Annotated in this window: 11 protein-coding genes; all 11 read left to right on the top strand. The window is 44.7% G+C overall.

Annotation, left to right across the window (positions count from 1 at the left end; genetic code table 11):
- Positions 1 to 110: 110 nt before the first annotated feature.
- The 11 genes from AC4G47_RS23530 (at position 111) to AC4G47_RS23480 (ending at position 16,284) form a co-directional block, all read left to right on the top strand.
- A complete protein-coding gene (locus AC4G47_RS23530) occupies positions 111 to 392 on the top strand; it encodes a hypothetical protein (RefSeq protein WP_491102974.1) in 282 nt (93 codons plus the stop codon).
- 139 nt (positions 393 to 531) lie between these two features.
- Positions 532 to 885 carry a DUF3021 family protein gene (locus AC4G47_RS23525; RefSeq protein ID WP_491106773.1) on the top strand — a complete coding sequence of 118 codons (354 nt, stop codon included), beginning with the start codon at positions 532 to 534 and terminating at the stop codon, positions 883 to 885.
- Positions 886 to 1,013: 128 nt separating this feature from the next.
- Positions 1,014 to 1,538, top strand: coding sequence for a GNAT family N-acetyltransferase (locus tag AC4G47_RS23520; protein WP_491102973.1), 525 nt, complete (start codon positions 1,014 to 1,016; stop codon positions 1,536 to 1,538).
- 382 nt (positions 1,539 to 1,920) lie between these two features.
- Positions 1,921 to 2,766 carry a rhamnulose-1-phosphate aldolase gene (gene rhaD / locus AC4G47_RS23515; protein ID WP_491102972.1) on the top strand — a complete coding sequence of 282 codons (846 nt, stop codon included), beginning with the start codon at positions 1,921 to 1,923 and terminating at the stop codon, positions 2,764 to 2,766.
- A 262-nt stretch (positions 2,767 to 3,028) separates the two neighbouring features.
- Positions 3,029 to 4,846 (top strand): APC family permease, encoded by a 1,818-nt coding sequence (locus tag AC4G47_RS23510; RefSeq protein WP_491102971.1) that lies wholly within the window; start codon positions 3,029 to 3,031, stop codon positions 4,844 to 4,846.
- 343 nt (positions 4,847 to 5,189) lie between these two features.
- Positions 5,190 to 6,152, top strand: coding sequence for a carbohydrate ABC transporter permease (locus tag AC4G47_RS23505; RefSeq protein WP_458125714.1), 963 nt, complete (start codon positions 5,190 to 5,192; stop codon positions 6,150 to 6,152).
- Entirely contained in the window at positions 6,149 to 6,970 is an 822-nt protein-coding gene (locus tag AC4G47_RS23500) for a carbohydrate ABC transporter permease (protein ID WP_336759487.1), read from the top strand. Before AC4G47_RS23505 ends, AC4G47_RS23500 begins: the two co-directional genes overlap by 4 nt.
- Positions 6,971 to 7,462: 492 nt before the next feature.
- Positions 7,463 to 8,836, top strand: coding sequence for an ABC transporter substrate-binding protein (locus AC4G47_RS23495; RefSeq protein WP_491102970.1), 1,374 nt, complete (start codon positions 7,463 to 7,465; stop codon positions 8,834 to 8,836).
- Positions 8,837 to 9,023: 187 nt separating this feature from the next.
- Entirely contained in the window at positions 9,024 to 10,130 is a 1,107-nt protein-coding gene (locus AC4G47_RS23490; RefSeq protein WP_491102969.1) for a copper amine oxidase N-terminal domain-containing protein, read from the top strand.
- Positions 10,131 to 10,777: 647 nt separating this feature from the next.
- On the top strand, positions 10,778 to 15,937 hold the full coding sequence (locus AC4G47_RS23485; RefSeq protein ID WP_491102968.1) for an S-layer homology domain-containing protein: 5,160 nt from the start codon (positions 10,778 to 10,780) through the stop codon (positions 15,935 to 15,937).
- 134 nt (positions 15,938 to 16,071) lie between these two features.
- Entirely contained in the window at positions 16,072 to 16,284 is a 213-nt protein-coding gene (locus AC4G47_RS23480) for an immunity 17 family protein (protein ID WP_458125716.1), read from the top strand.
- The last annotated feature ends 93 nt before the right edge of the window (positions 16,285 to 16,377 follow it).

The following is a 16,377-nucleotide window of genomic DNA, read 5'->3' as shown; positions in this document are numbered from 1 at the left end:
TCAATCTATCTTGTCTATTAAAAATGGACGTTATAACACGGTTGTTTCACCGTGGCTTTACTAGTTTCTGAACATAGAATACCGTATCAAAGCAAAAGGAGGTGATTTCAATGGCCATCCTTTTACCGCAACAGTTTTACAATCTTCCAGCCGGGGTAGGCAAGTCCTACTACGAAAACTTGGCTGGAGGCACGAATGCCAGCGCTACTGTGAACAACTTCGGACCATTTCCGGTATCTCTCGTGATAACACGTGTTAATGAACCAGTAGTCACTTACGTTGTTCCTGTAAACAGCAGTCTTACCATTTCTGCAGGTGGAGTTCTGGTTTTTGCATTGCTAGCAAACCTTGGAGGCGCAGCTTCCGGAACAATTCAATTCGCCATATCTTAATTCGGATTGCTGTAAAGGGCTGATTGACCTCTGCCGGACATGTTGTCGGCAGGGGTCTTTCTTTTTTTATATGGATATACATAGATTTAAAGTAATATTGTACTATATAAGTTCAAGAAAGAAGGTGAGAATCTTGGTTATGAAAGCACTCTTAAGAGGTGGAATACCATTCGTTATTATGAGCAGTATTGCGCTATTACTTTATTCTCAAGGGAAGTTTTCTGATGCTAAAGGTACATTTGTTGCAAGCCTAATCGCTCTTTTTGTTGGTGCTGCATCCGTTATTTATAACATAGAACATTGGAGTTTGACTAAACAAAGCGGTGTCCATTTTATTGTGATGATCGTAACAATTTATCCTATCCTTATACTAAGTGGCTGGTTTACGATTACATCTGTATTCGATGCTTTTAAAATTTTTTTGCTTTTTATTTTTGTTGGAATAATTCTATGGTCTGCACTGTTTACGTTAGCCAAAATTTTTTCTTGGTAAATAATAAATGCGTATTACCTTTAAACTTTAACAGGGCTTTATACAGGTTTGTTTACTTTGGCGGTCATTCGATTAATTTAAGGTATAGGCGGCACGCAGACTTGTGTTGGCATACAGGAGGTTAGTCGATGATGAACAGAACAATTTTATTTGAAACCGAACGGCTTGAATTTTGCACATGGAACGAGGGGGATCGTGCCCTGGCGTTTGCGCTGTGGGGCGATCATGAGATTTCGAAGTGGATTAGCAGCAAGGGATTTCTAAGCGAGGATGAAGTAGAAGCGAGATTAACACAGGAAATTGAAAGACAGAAGGAAGCGGGGGTGCAATATTGGCCCCTTTTTGAGAAAGAGTCCGAGGTGTTTGTCGGCTGTTGTGGCCTGCGTCCGTATTCTCCAGAGGAGGATACGTATGAACTTGGATTCCATCTAACCCGGGATCACTGGGGCAAAGGGTATGCCCAGGAAGCAGCGCGTGCGGTGATTGCGTATGCCTTTGACGAAATGAAGGCGAAGGCACTGTTTGCGGAGCATCATCCGGATAATGAAGTGTCACGTCACATCTTGATCAAGCTCGGATTCGAATACACAGGTGACGAACAGTATGAACCGACAGGATTAATGCATCCATCCTATGTGCTGAAAAAACCGTAAATATGCTTCGAAAAGGGACAGGCCATAGACTATCTTAATGAAGTGAATTCAGTTATATGAGAAATGTGGTTTACGGTATATCAACCTGGTTTTCATGCTTTTTTTATTTCGCTTTCAGCTTCTATTAAGGTAGCTGCGGTACGATAATTCTTGTAAACCCCTTCTCGTGTTAAATAGATGTGTGACTGACCCTGCCGGGCGCCGGTAGGGTATTTTTTTGTTTTATTTTCAAATAAACAAAACTAAACAAAAATAAATAAAAGAATATTTCTGTGTTTATTATTGACTATCAAAGATAAACAAAGGTATAATGAATGTGAAAAAAAGAACTTACTATGTACGTGGCAAGCCATATTATTTTCAATATAAGGAGAGATTGATCATGAACGTGACCCTTACGAACGAACCAAAACAGGCCGCCGGTTTCCATATTCCATTTGTCCGTGAGATGGCTGAAATTACACAACATATGTGGAAAAATGGCTGGGATGAGCGCAATGGCGGTAATGTCAGCTATCTCCTGGAGGAAGAGGAAGTAGCCCAATATATCGATATCCAGCATGTGATTCGCAAGATCAAACCGGCATTTTCGGTGCAAGAGCTGGCAGGCAAATATTTTATCGTGACCGCATCGGGCAAATATTTCAAAAATGTACTCGCTGATCCCGAAAGCAATCTGGGGTTACTGCGTGTATCGCAAGATGGTCAGGAGCTTGAAGTGCTCTGGGGATTGAAGTCGGGGGCGAATCCAACAAGTGAATTACCTACACATTTCATGAGCCATATTGAACGTCTGAAATTGGACCCGAACCACCGTGTTGTTATGCACAACCATGCAACTCATGTGCTGGCGATGACGTTTATCCACGAATTGGATGAAGCGAAATTCACAAAGACCTTGTGGCAGATGTGCACGGAGTGTGTGGTTGTATTCCCGGATGGGATCGGTATTATTCCTTGGATGATCCCTGGATCGAATGAGATTGGCCGCGAAACGGCTGAGAAAATGAAAGAATACCATGCGGTCATCTGGCCGCAGCATGGCATATTCGGAACGGGCACAACGATTGACGAGGCATTTGGTCTGATCGAGACTATCGAGAAGGCAGCCCAAGTGTATATGCTGGTTGCTGGTCACGAGATTCGGCAGAGAATTACGGATGAACAGCTGACTACACTGGCGCAAGCGTTCGGTGTTACCCCTCGTCCCGGCATTCTGGGCAGTTAAATACAATCAACGCATAGATCAAGGAAGTGGTCTTTGGTTCACTGAACCGAAGGCCATTTCCTTTTTTTTGACGAACAAACGTCGTTTTGGTTCAAAAAAGTTCAAATTGCTGAACAAGAATGGCTTTGTTATCGATTATTGAATCGTAGAATGCATTATCACGCGCTGGCGAATTTCGTGTGAAATGACGTATTGTCAAGGGCTCTGCGATTTTGCATAATAACAATGCTTCACAGATGAGAGACGGAAGGAAGTTATGATCATGCTTGGCAAAATGAAGAGAATCTTAATAGGCAAGCCCATGAAATCGGCTGAACTGGATGGAGAGAAATTGGGGAAATGGAAGGCACTCGCCATCCTGTCTTCGGACGCCCTATCGTCCGTTGCCTACGGTACGGAACAGATTTTGCTGGTGCTCGTTGCGGCCGGATTCGCCGCCCTGTGGTACTCTGTTCCGATTTCCATCGCCGTGCTGGGATTACTCGTCATTTTAATTTTTTCCTATCGTCAGACGATATTTGCTTATCCAACAGGGGGCGGCGCTTATATCGTAGCCAAGGATAATCTGGGTACCACCTCCAGTCTGATTGCCGGGGGATCTCTGCTCGTCGATTATATTCTGACCGTTGCCGTAAGTTCGTCCGCAGGGACGGATGCGATTACGTCGGCGTTTCCAATGCTGCATGACTACAGTGTCGTGATTGCACTTATTATGATTGTTTTTCTAACGATTATGAATTTGCGGGGAGTGACGGAGTCAGCGTCTGTGCTGGCGATTCCCATCTATCTGTTTATCTTTTCGATTGCAGTTCTGATTATCTCGGGCGGAATCAAATTTCTTGCCGGGGGTATGGAAGCAGCTGCACCTGAATTCGGAACAAGTCTATCCCATGTGAGTATCTTTCTGCTGTTGAAAGCATTCAGCTCGGGTTGTTCGGCTCTGACTGGCGTGGAAGCGGTAAGTAACGCGATCCCGAACTTCAAGCAGCCTGCCGAGAAAAATGCTGCGGGTACGTTATTGCTCATGGGTTGTATATTGGGAGCCATGTTCATTGGCATCACGTTGCTGGCCTTCGGTTATGGGGTGAAGCCTGATCCCCATGCCACGGTCATATCCCAGATTGCTGAAGCTACATTTGGCAGAGGGTGGATGTATTTTATCATCCAGGGTGTGACGGCACTGATCCTGTTCCTGGCAGCGAATACGGCGTATTCTGCCTTCCCGCTATTGTCCTTCATGATGGCCAAAGACAAATATATGCCTCATATGTTCATGGTCCGAGGAGATCGGCTTGGCTTCTCGAACGGTATTATTTTTCTCAGTGTGATGTCTGCGCTTCTGGTGGTTGGGTTCAAAGGAAATACCGAAAGCCTTATTCCGCTCTATGCGGTAGGGGTGTTCATTCCATTTACGCTATCGCAACTCGGCATGATGATTCGTTGGATCAAAGTCAAGCCGTCTGGCTGGCAGATGAAACTGCTAGTCAATACTGTTGGGATGCTGACTACGCTGTCGATTACCCTGATCTTTATTTTCACCAAGTTCACGCAGACATGGGTCATCTTTATCTTTTTGCCACTTGTTGTCTATGTGTTCATGCGTATTCACCGTCACTATTGCAACATTGCGGATGAGCTGCGGATTGATATTCAGGTCGATAAGCCAGCCCAAAAAGGTAATACGATTGTGATTCCTGTTGCAGGCATTACCCGGGTTGTCATGAACACGATCAGTTACGCCCAGACGATGTCGGATCACGTGGTCGCACTCTACATTGGCTTCGATGATGAGGCCATACGCAAAATGGAGCAGAAGTGGGAGGATTGGAACCCAGGGGTCCGTCTGGTCGTGATCAAATCGAGGTACCGCAGCATTATGGGGCCGCTCAAGAAATTCATTGATACAGTAGAGTGGAAAACGGCTGAGACTGATCACATCACCATTCTGATTCCGCAATTCATCACCAAGCACTGGTGGCAAAATGTACTGCACAATCAGACCAGCTTCATGATTCGGGCTTATCTGATCAATTACAAAGACGTGATTGTCACCACGGTGCCATATCATCTTAATCGTTAACTCGAACGGTTAATCGCTTAACCCTGTTTGGAAGATTTACAGATTATTGTAAAATGAGTCACTTTCATGAATAGACAAACGTTCATATTCCATTTACACATCGAACCGCAGGGACATCTCCAAACAGGGGAGTTCCTGCGGTTTTTTGTCGTGTAATTTAATTCGGATTCCGGCGTAGAGTTGATCCCTGATTTCGTAAAGCCCCTTGTCCATGATTAACGTTACGTTGATTCAGAACAGATTTTGCTGTGACATTCGACTCTTACACTAGATAACGTGGTGCTGAAGTTGATGTAGCATTTCACACACACTGAATGCGTGAATCAAGGGGGAAGAAAATCCGATGAGTGAGCTTGATAACCGGATCAGCTTACCCGCCGCCAAACGGCGCGTATCAGGTACGAGTCAGCGTCGTACAGCCTCGCTGCGTGTGCAGCGAATGCGGGAGAATATGCTGGCCTATGGTTTCCTGGCACCATCGCTGCTTTTGTTTGCAGTGTTTCTGTTTTACCCGATGTTTAAGTCCGTGTACCTGAGTCTGCATTCCACAGATCCGACGGGACAGATTGCGGCTTACGTGGGGCTGGACAACTTCAAGGCCGTGTTCCAGTCAGGACTGTTTATGCAAGGGATGAAAGTGACATTACTATTTGTCCTGTTTACAGTGCCTACGGGTATGCTGGCTGCTCTGATTCTGGCTGCACTGACTCACAACCGATTCAAGGGAATGCGTGTGTTCCAATTTGTGTTCTCTCTGCCCGTGGTGTTATCCGTCGGTTCGTCAGCGGTGATCTGGAAGTTTCTATTCCATCCGACCCTGGGCATGCTGAATTATCTGCTTGGCAAAGTAGGTATTGATCCAATTCCTTGGCTTACCAGCCCGGATTGGGCGTTGATCTCGATCTCCATCATGACGATCTGGATGAACCTCGGATTTAACTACATTATTCTATCCAGTGGTTTGGCAGGCATCCCGGATGAGATCTACGAGAGTGCCAAGATTGATGGCGCAGGACCATTACTGACGTTTCGTAAAATCTCAATGCCGCTCCTGTCACCAACGTTATTCTTTGTTACGGTCGTATCGATCATTGGCGCTTTTCAATCGTTCGGTCAGATCAACATTCTAACCCGGGGTGGCCCGATGGACAGTACGAATGTTTTCGTCTATTCCATCTATCAGGAAGCCTTCGTTAATTTCCGCTTTGGTACAGGTAGTGCACAGGCACTGATCCTGTTCGTGGTGATTATGCTGCTGACCCTGATCCAGTTCAAATGGGTAGAAAGGAAAGTGCATTACCAATGAGTGCGACATGGACCAAAACACTGTTGTATGTATTACTGACGATCTGTGCAGCACTCGTGCTGTATCCGGTGATGTACACCTTTTTCATGGCCGTGATGACACCGGAAGATGCGAGCGCTTATCCGCCGCATATCATTCCGAATTCAATCGATCTGTCCAACTTTAGCGAAGTATTCGATATTGTTCCGATCGGTCGATTTATCGGCAATACCTTTCTTGTCGCAGGCTTAACGACGCTTGGTCAATTGATTACAGCGAGTATGGCAGCCTATGCTTTTGCGAAAATGCAGTTCAAAGGCAAAAACGTCATCTTCAGCATGTTTGTCGCAACCATGATGATTCCATGGGAAGTGACGATGATCCCCAACTACCTGACGGTTCGCAGCTGGGGCTGGCTGGATAGTTACCAGGGGCTGACGGTGCCGTTTCTGGCAACGGCGTTTGGTACATTCCTGCTAAGACAGTTCTTCATGCAGCTCCCCAAGGAATTGTTCGAGGCGGCGAAGATCGACGGTTGTGGTCATATCCGCTATTTCATATCGCATGTCCTGCCTTTGTCCCGTCCGGCACTTGGAACACTGGCAATCTATTCATTCTTAAGCATGTACAATTCGTATCTCTGGCCGCTGCTGGTGACGAACACACCAGAAATGAGAACCGCACAGATCGGGATCTCGATGCTGGAGTTCCAGGAATCCACGGCGTGGAATCTGGTATTTGCCGGAACAGCGATGGTCATTCTACCATCCTTACTGTTATTGATTTTCGGGTTGAAACAGCTTGTCCGCGGTATGGCCGCAGGCGCGCTGAAGGGGTAGAGGAGGAAGTAGCAATTCGAGCGTAATAACTTTAGCTTTTGAATCGAAGCAATAGACGATAGTCAATGAATGAAATTTGAACTTTAGGTAGCGCAGAAGCAGTGAATAGCAGTTAGAGAATATAGAAAGTATCGAAATAGCGTTGAAGAATTTAGGATATGTATTGCAACTTTAGAATTGAAGCTGTTGAAACAAGTCTGTTGAATGAAAACCTGCATGTCGTACAGGTTTGCGGTTTGGATACCAGGAGCGAATAAAATGAGGCTCGCGCCTTGAAATAAGTTCTTTAAAGACTGCAAAAGTAGTGAAGGAGAAGAATCGATTCTGAAGAAGCGAAGCGTTCGCCTTTGTCTCTGGAATTTATACAAATAAGAGCTAATTCTAATAAATCTGGAGACAACAGCGATCAAAAGAACGATTCATATCCGTAACGGCCAGCTTGCAGAACGTAAAGAACTATTGTGAAGCGAGCTATATAAAAGGAGAGCGATTATGAACGGATTTCGGTTGAAAAAAAGAGGAACATTCGCATTAATGCTTGCTGCTCTAATGTTGGTCATTTCGGCTTGCGGAACAAAAGCTGAAACAAGCAGCCCGGCAAGTGGAGCGCCAGCAGAAGCGGCCGCAGCTGAAACAACACAATTGACTTGGTGGCACTCCATGTCGGGTGCAGGGGAAAAAGCGATTAACCAGCTCGCTTCCGACTTTAACGCAAGTCATCCGGACATTCAGGTGAAGCCCATCTATCAAGGGAAGTACGATGAAAGTCTGAACAAACTCAAAGCATCCATGGGCTCAGACAGCGGTCCAGACATTATCCAGGTCTACGAGATCGGTAGCAAGTTCATGATTGATTCAGGCATGATTACGCCGGTTCAGCAGTTCATCGACAAGGACAAGTTCGACCTGTCCCAATTGGAGCCAAACATCATCCGGTACTACACCATCGATGGCAAGTTGAACGCGATGCCGTTTAACACATCGAACCCGATCCTGTACTACAACAAGGATATGTTCAAAGCAGCAGGTCTGGACCCGGAGAACCCGCCGAAGACGTATGAGGAGTTTGAGCAAGCGGCGAAAGCATTGGCGAAAGACGGTAAGCCAGGTGCATCCATGGCGATCTACGGCTGGTTCATGGAACAGTTCTTTGCAAACCAGAATGAAGATTATGTAAACAATGGAAACGGAAGAAACGAAGCTGCTACAGAGTCTCTGTTGAACTCCGAAGCAGGGGTTAAGACATTAACGTGGTGGAAAAAGATGATCGACGAGAAAACCCTCTCCAATCTGGGACGTAGCACAGACGATACGACAGCAGCATTTACAGCACAGCAAATCGGTATGACCCTGGATTCCACAGCTGGCCTGCGTAAAATCGTAGAAGGTTCAGGTGGCAAGTTTGAACTGGGAACAGGCTTCCTGCCTCGTCCAGCGGATGCCAAAGAAGGCGGCGTTGTGGTTGGTGGAGCGAGCTTGTACATCATGAACAACAAATCGGAAGCCCAACAGCAAGCGGCATGGGAGTTCATCAAATACTTGGCTACACCAGAGGTGCAAGCGAACTGGAGTGTTGCGACAGGATACTTCCCAATTACGACAGCAGCTTACGAAGAGCAAGTATTAAAGGATAATATGGCGAAGTACCCGCAATTCCAGACAGCAGTCGACCAATTGCACGCTTCCGCTGATTCGACAGCAACATCCGGGGCATTAATGGGTGTATTCCCTGAAGCCAGACAACTTGTCGAAGGAGCGATTGAAACGGTCCTGAATGGACAAGGTACACCACAGGAAGCATTGGATGCAGCAGCCAAACAAATTACAGACAAGATTGCGCAATATAACAGTACGGTGAAGAAGTAATTTAATTCATATGAATGTTGAATGCAGTGATTAAGCTGCATTCAATTTTTTTGTTTACTAAAGAGAAAGACTAACATTTTTTGTTAATGATTCCGAAAATAGAATTAGGAAGCTGAAAGGGGAAATCCCAATACATAGATTCATGAAGAGAATTAGACATAATAAAAATAAGAAGGAGTACAAGTGAATGAAAAAAATAACGGTTTTAATGATGGTATTTATGTTGTTGTTTGTCTCAAGTGTATATGGGGAGGAACTTAAAGTTAAAAATATTGAACTCATCCCTAATACTACAGTTTCGGTCGGTGGTAAGATTAATCTTAATATAGTTGTTGTGTATGATGACGAATTCTCAATACATAGCGATAACGATCCATATTACAGAAGAAATACGGGTCTTTCGAAAACGGATTATACGATCAGTGAACCTCATATACTTCAAGTGCTGAGCACTGGGATGGTAAAGGTAACAGGTGTAGGTTCTTCAACAATTACTGTTAAAGTCGAAAATGTTGAAAGATCAGTTACCATCTCAGGTAGCTTGGATGAAGCGATTGATGGGGGATACATAAAAAATGGTGTGACACTTGTTCCGATGAAAGAGGTATTCAAGGCACTGGGGGGGAGTGTTAATTACATTGCTCAACAGGGCACCTTCGAGATTAAAGTTGGTTCTACCACACTAACTCTCCCGAAAACTGGAACAAAGGCAACTTTAAATGGAGAGCCATTAACTCTCAAGTCACCACTACTTGTTCAAAATGGCGTAACTTTGTTTCCTGCTTCTGTTATCTCAGATGCTTTGGATGGAGTATTGACTTATAACTCTAAAGCTAAGCAGATGCAAATATCCATTGGTAAAGGAAAAATGACTATTAATATTGAACAACCTCAAAAACAAAACAGTGTAACAGCAGCAACTCCAACAAAAGGAAAACTTTATGCTGTACCAGCTACTGGAGAGATGTCAGGGTGGAGCATTCTCAAGGGTCATCCTTACGAAAAAAGCATCCGTGTGTACTTTAAAGTTAATGGGTCAATCGTACAAATATATACTAAGGATATAAGGAAGGTAGATCTGAATAAAAAAGTAACATGGACCGATTTAGAGGGTAAAAAACACACGAATACTGTAAAACAGTTATATACTGTTTTTGGGGAATTAAGTAATGAATATACTAGTGACATACTATACAAAATGTTTGGAAAAACATATTCAGACTGGATCGGATCAACTTCACTGAATGCAGATCGATACGTTGACCAGTACTTGGAGCAACAAGGATTAATTTAACAAAATATTACATTGATCCCAGACACAGAAGTGTATTAAAAAACGTCTGTAGCATTTCGAAAAAGTAAAATTAGGTTCATTTTTCATAGTTTATTTATCCCACAAGAAAGTCTCTGAGAGTAATTGGAGATGTTCTTGTGGTTTTTTTTGATGTGGTTATATGTCTTGTTTATTATCAGGTAATATTTAACATTCTATTAACTCATACTGATTTTGCGCATAATAGTTCTCTTTTATACTCAGTTAATGTGGTGATCTAATGTGATCCGTCCATATCGTTTTATCATTGTGAAAATGCATGTCTCAAGACTCAGGTTCTAGTAAGTTTAAAGAAATGAGAACTGTCACTAAATGTCGAATTAGTATTTAAATTTATTATAAATGTTAATTTAATTGACGTTTAGTAACCATATACTTGACACTTATATGACTTCAACGGTCTTCATAACGTATTATCAGTCGGAAAGTAGTACTATTTATTCATTTTATAGAGATTAGTTTAGAAGGTGTGATATTAGTGTTCTATTTTCTTTCATAACGGAGAAATGTTATTTACACAAGTCAGTTATTCAGTTATCTTATATTTGAACTAATGTACAAGCTGGCTGAACAAATGATTGCAAGTTGAAAACATGGGGGTAGGACGAATGAGCAACAAGCAAGTGAAACGTTGGGCACAAGGGTTTCTGGTTTTCGTTCTTGTCGTTACAGGTGCGGCACCAATCGGTGGATTAAGTCGTACCGTGTATGCTGATGATGAAAAGGTTGTAACGGAGCAGTCGCAAACAAGTGATCAGGAGACCCCCATACCGGAGACTGTGCCAGCTGAAGAATCGTCAGATCTGGAGGGGATAGAGTCACCGACTAACGGAGATGGTGATTTTGATGGAACTGAAAGTGAGGAACCAGCTGAGACGGATAACTCAGAAGTGCAGGAAGCAGACGGGACTGGAATCATATCCATTGCTGCTGCGCGAGTACTTGCACCAAATACAAATGTAGCTGTATCAGGTGTCGTAACGTATAGTGAACTCTCCGGAGAATTCACGAATTATTATATTCAAGACGAAGAAGCTGGCATTGTAGTCCGAGCCAAGAATCAAGTTGACGTGGGGGATCGCATTGAAGTGTATGGTCCAATTACCCACTACAGCGGACTCGTCCAGATTGAGAAGGATAAGTTAGGTTTTACCGAAGGGTACATGAAGGTAACTGAGCAAAATATAACACTCCCCGGACCCAAAAATATGGTGTCCACAGACTTTGTCAGACCAGCAGACCAAAGTAACAAGGGTCCGGGCGAAAAGTATGAGGGAATGTTTGTCGAAGTAAGAGATATTCAGGTAACACGTGGCAGTAGTTCGACGTTCTACGCTACGGATAGTCATGGTGCTGAGATGACGATCTATGCCAAAAACTCCCCTAACGCGCTAACTGTCGGCAAAACCTACGAATATGTGCAAGGTGTTCTCACGTTCAACAGTAATTACGGATTAGAGATTTTGCCCAGAACAGCCGCAGATGTTGTAGAAAATAGCCTGTCTGTGATGGCAAGCGTTCCGTCCGGCGGGATTCCCCGGAACAATGAAGTCACATTAACCTCTCCAGCCACGAGCGCAGTCGTACATTACACAACGGATGGATCAGAGCCTACTTCTTCTTCCGCCGTGTATAACAGCCCATTGGTGATTGATCAAGACATCGTAATCAAAGCCGTTGCCATTCTTAATGGACAATCCAGTGCAGTGTACACCTTTACGTATCAAGTACTTCCTGATAAAGAAAACTTGCGTATCCATGATATTCAGGGTGCAGGACATACCTCTGTTTTTAACGGATATGATGTTAAAGATATCGAAGGTATTGTTACCTCCGTCAGTACAAGCAGTTTTTACATGCAAGAGCTTCCGGATGAGATTGACGAGGATGATCTGACCTCCGAAGCCATTCAGGTATATAAACCGAGTCATGGAGTTACCGTTGGCAACCAGGTGAAGGTATCTGGGAAAGTTACGGAATATGGGGCGGTTAACGAATTAACCACCACGCAAATTACGGCGAGTACCATTGTAAAAGTATTAGATAAGGTCGATCTGCCTGCACCTGTGAAATTGGGTGTCAATGGACGAATCATTCCAACAGTCATTGACTCGGACTCTTTTGGAGAGTTTAACCCAGAGAAGGATGCCATAGACTTTTATGAAAGTCTGGAAGGCATGCGCGTTGAATTGGAAAAGCCTGAGATTATAGGTCCATACTCCAGTCAACCGGGATTGGCCGTTGTCGTGGATAATGGTGAGAACAATCCACTTCGCACTCCTAATGGTGGTGTTATTCTGACCGATAACAAGAAAGGTATGAATGAGAGTGATCTCAATCCGCAGCGTCTATTTATCAGTAAGAAACCTTCCAAAGCCGTAAAAACAGGCGATAAGTTGGATGGTAATGTAATCGGAGTAATGACATACTCTAGCGGCAATTTCAAGGTGAGTCCTGAAGGGGTTTTGCCAGCAGTCATCCCAGGAACAACGAAGCAAGCGACTACTTCCATTGAGAAGGCAGAAGATAAACTGACCATTGCTACTTTTAATGTGGAGAACTTCAGCCAGAAGGATGCAGCTAGAGCTGTTAAAATTGGAGGCATTGTCGTCAATAATCTGAAAAATCCGGATATTATCGGCATTATGGAAGTGCAAGATAATGATGGAGCAACAGACAGTGGAGCAACAGCGGCAGATACTAGTTTCCAAACCCTAATTGATGCCATTGCAACTAAAGGTGGTCCTACGTATAAATACACAGATATCGCTCCGGAAAATAACAAGGATGGCGGAGCACCGGGTGCCAATATTCGTGTAGGGTTTCTGTATAATGAACGTGTATCCCTGAAGGAAGGAATTAAAGGAAGTGCCACAACAGCAATTCAGGTAGGCGTAGACGGCAGTCTCTCCAATAATCCGGGTCGTATTGCACCAGGGGACGAGGCGTTCGCCGGCTCCCGCAAACCGCTCGCCGCGGAATTTGAATTCAATGGTGAACGTGTAGTGGTGATTGCTAACCATTTCAATTCCAAAGGTGGAGACCTAAAGCCTTTTGGAAGCATACAGCCTGCGATTCGAAGCAGTGAAGTTCAACGTGCGAAGCAAGCTGCGCTGGTCAATGGCTTTGTGAAAGAGTTACTGAACAAAGACCCTGACGTAAATGTCGCTGTACTTGGCGATTTTAACGACTTCCAATTCTCGAATACCTTGAACATTGTTGAAGGGAATGAACTGGACAACTTGGTAAACCAACTGCCAGAGAATCAGCGTTACTCCTACATCTATGATGGAAACTCTCAGACACTGGATCACATTCTTGTGAGTAAAAATCTAACGGAGACGGCAGCCATCGAAGTGGTACATGTGAATGCCGATTTTGAGACAGCGGATGGACGGGTGAGCGACCATGATCCACTACTCGCACAATTAAGTATTGGAGATCCAGTGGAAGAAGGGGACTTCAACCTGCGCGTACTTCACACGAATGATACGCATGCGCATCTGGATAACATCCCGCGCCGAGTAACGGCAATTAAGGAAGCGCGCAATAATAACACCCTGGTGCTGGATGCAGGGGACGTTTTCTCAGGCACATTGTACTTCAATCTGTTTAACGGTCTGGCTGATCTGGAGTTCATGAACATGATCGGATACGATGCCATGACCTTCGGAAACCATGAGTTTGATAAAGGTCCAAGTGTACTGAAAGAATTTATTGAAAAAGCAGAATTTCCATTCGTGAGTGCCAATATTGATTATTCAAAGGATGCGAGTTTGAGTGGTTTGTACAACAATAGCATCGGTGATCCGGGTGAGAAAGCCGAAATCTATCCGGCGATTATTACGGAAGTGAATGGTGAGCGAGTCGGTATTTTCGGACTGACGACACCGGACACGGTATCTCTTTCTTCACCAGGAGATGACTTGAAGTTTGCGGATTACAAGGCAAGTGCACAAGCGACTGTACAGATGCTGCAAAATGAAGGTATCAATAAAATCATTGCTTTGACACACCTTGGCTACTCAGAGGATCTGAAATTGGCTGAAGTTGTAGAAGGGATCGACATTGTGGTAGGTGGTCATTCACACACCATACTGAAAGAACCGATTGTTGTGGGCAGCCAGGATGAGCCAACATTGGTTGTACAAACCGGTGAATATGACGTTTCTCTGGGTAAACTGGACGTTACGTTTGATGAAGCAGGTATATTGAAGAAGTGGAACGGCAAATTGCTGAATCTGGATGCGAAAGATGCTAACGACCAATTCGTCTATGCTGATGATGTGGAAGCCGCGAACAAGTTGAAAGAATATGCCCCTCAGTTGGAACAGTTCAAGAAGACCGTTATCGGCAAAACGAATGTCTTCCTGGATGGAGAACGTGGCACTGTACGGAAAAAGGAAACCAATTTAGGGAACTTCATGACGGACGGCATGCTAGAGAAAGTGAAATCCATTGTGAAGGAAAACGACGTCAAAGGGTATGTCGCCATCCAAAACGGTGGTGGCATTCGAGCTTCATTCCAGTCAGGTGATATTACGCTGGGCAATCTGCTGACTGTGATGCCATTCGGTAATAACCTGTCTGCATTGAAAATGACAGGCAAGGAAATTACAGCAGCGCTGGAAAATGGGGTTAGTGGTGTGGAGACGGGAGAAGGACGCTTCCCGCAAGTGGCAGGCATGCGGTTCTACTACGATTCCACGAAGCCAGGCGAAAAAATGGATGCCACGACGAACACCGTAACCCAAGTCGGTCAACGTATGGTCAAAGTTCAGATTAAGAATGCAGATGGAACGTACACGGATATTGATCCGAACGGATACTACATCGTCGCTACCAATTCATTCATGGCGAACGGTGGAGACTTCTATCGTGCTATGAGAACGGCGAAAGATGATAATCGATTCTACGAATTGAATCTGGTCGATTATGAAATCTTCCATGAACATCTGGACCGTGTAGGTATAGTGAATCAAGAGACGGAAGGACGTAGTACGGATCTGAAAGGAGCGTCACTTCCAGGTGACGGAAATGGCAGCAACCCTGGTAATGGTGGCGGGAATAATGGCAGCAATCCAGGCAGTGGTAACAGTGGTGGAGGTTCAACTACACCTACCTCGCCTGTAACTCCAACCACACCGACTACACCAACCAATCCTACGACCCCAACTACCCCTACCGTTCCAGGTAATGGAGGAGGGACTACTCCAACCACTCCGGTGGTAGACCTGAAGGACATCGGGAACCACTGGGCCGCTGCTGCCATTGAGCAGGCCATTTCCCGGGGAATTGTGAACGGGTATCAGGATGGCAATTTCCGTCCGAATGCACCAGCTACACGCGCCGAATTCATTGTAATGCTGGCAAGAGCATTTGAACTCCCATCCAACAACAAGGCATTGACGTTTAAGGATGCTGCTGGCATACCTGCGTGGGCGCAATCCTTTATTGCTCAGGCAGTGGAGCAAGGGATCATTAGCGGGTATACGGATGATACCTTCCGTTCATCGGGCAAAGTATCGCGGGTAGAGATGACGGTTATGCTCGTAAGAGCACTCGGTCTTCCGGTACAGTCCAATCCGGCACTGAGCTTTGCGGATGCAGATAACGTACCCGCTTGGGCTGTTCCATATATCGCTGCTGCATATGATGCAGGACTAGTGAAAGGAACAGGGCAGAATAGGTTCAACCCACTCGCAGAAGCAACGCGTGCTGAAGTGGTGACTCTGCTATTGTCGGCAAGCGAATTGCAAAAGCAGTAAAGAGGTATACACTCACGCTCTAGAACAGCTTGCAGACTTCCATCTGCAAGCTGTTTTTTTACTAATTAATGCCTGTTAATTTTCACCAAGTGAAGGTATAGTAGACAGGATTATATTGAAGGAGTGTTGACGAAATGCAAGATCAACCCGTTTTAATCGCACTATTGGCTATAGCGGCAGGAATTTTTAGTTTACTCGGAGGAATCAATAACTGGGACTGGTTTATGAAGAGTTTTAGAGCAGGCATTTTTGTGAGGACCATTGGACGACAGGGCGCAAGGGTAGTGTATGGTATTCTGGGTGTTGTCATGATTGTCATTGGTGTATTACTGTTACTGATCGGTTAGCGGCAGTTAAGGATTAGATAGCATTTTGCCTACATAGAACATGTATTTTGTAAGCATATAAGAGTCAGGTCGTGTAGTTTCACGTAGCTCAAG

The organism is Paenibacillus sp. Negev47 (assembly GCF_058313655.1).
This window is presented reverse-complemented; position numbering and strand designations above follow the sequence as displayed.

What these genes read in the sequence shown, in the direction of transcription:
- AC4G47_RS23480 (WP_458125716.1), top strand. Translation starts at nt 16,072, where the DNA reads ATGCAAGATCAACCCGTTTTAATCGCACTATTGGCTATAGCGGCAGGA.
- AC4G47_RS23505 (WP_458125714.1), top strand. Translation starts at nt 5,190, where the DNA reads ATGAGTGAGCTTGATAACCGGATCAGCTTACCCGCCGCCAAACGGCGC.
- AC4G47_RS23530 (WP_491102974.1), top strand. Translation starts at nt 111, where the DNA reads ATGGCCATCCTTTTACCGCAACAGTTTTACAATCTTCCAGCCGGGGTA.
- AC4G47_RS23500 (WP_336759487.1), top strand. Translation starts at nt 6,149, where the DNA reads ATGAGTGCGACATGGACCAAAACACTGTTGTATGTATTACTGACGATC.
- rhaD (WP_491102972.1), top strand. Translation starts at nt 1,921, where the DNA reads ATGAACGTGACCCTTACGAACGAACCAAAACAGGCCGCCGGTTTCCAT.
- AC4G47_RS23490 (WP_491102969.1), top strand. Translation starts at nt 9,024, where the DNA reads ATGAAAAAAATAACGGTTTTAATGATGGTATTTATGTTGTTGTTTGTC.
- AC4G47_RS23510 (WP_491102971.1), top strand. Translation starts at nt 3,029, where the DNA reads ATGCTTGGCAAAATGAAGAGAATCTTAATAGGCAAGCCCATGAAATCG.
- AC4G47_RS23520 (WP_491102973.1), top strand. Translation starts at nt 1,014, where the DNA reads ATGATGAACAGAACAATTTTATTTGAAACCGAACGGCTTGAATTTTGC.
- AC4G47_RS23485 (WP_491102968.1), top strand. Translation starts at nt 10,778, where the DNA reads ATGAGCAACAAGCAAGTGAAACGTTGGGCACAAGGGTTTCTGGTTTTC.
- AC4G47_RS23525 (WP_491106773.1), top strand. Translation starts at nt 532, where the DNA reads ATGAAAGCACTCTTAAGAGGTGGAATACCATTCGTTATTATGAGCAGT.
- AC4G47_RS23495 (WP_491102970.1), top strand. Translation starts at nt 7,463, where the DNA reads ATGAACGGATTTCGGTTGAAAAAAAGAGGAACATTCGCATTAATGCTT.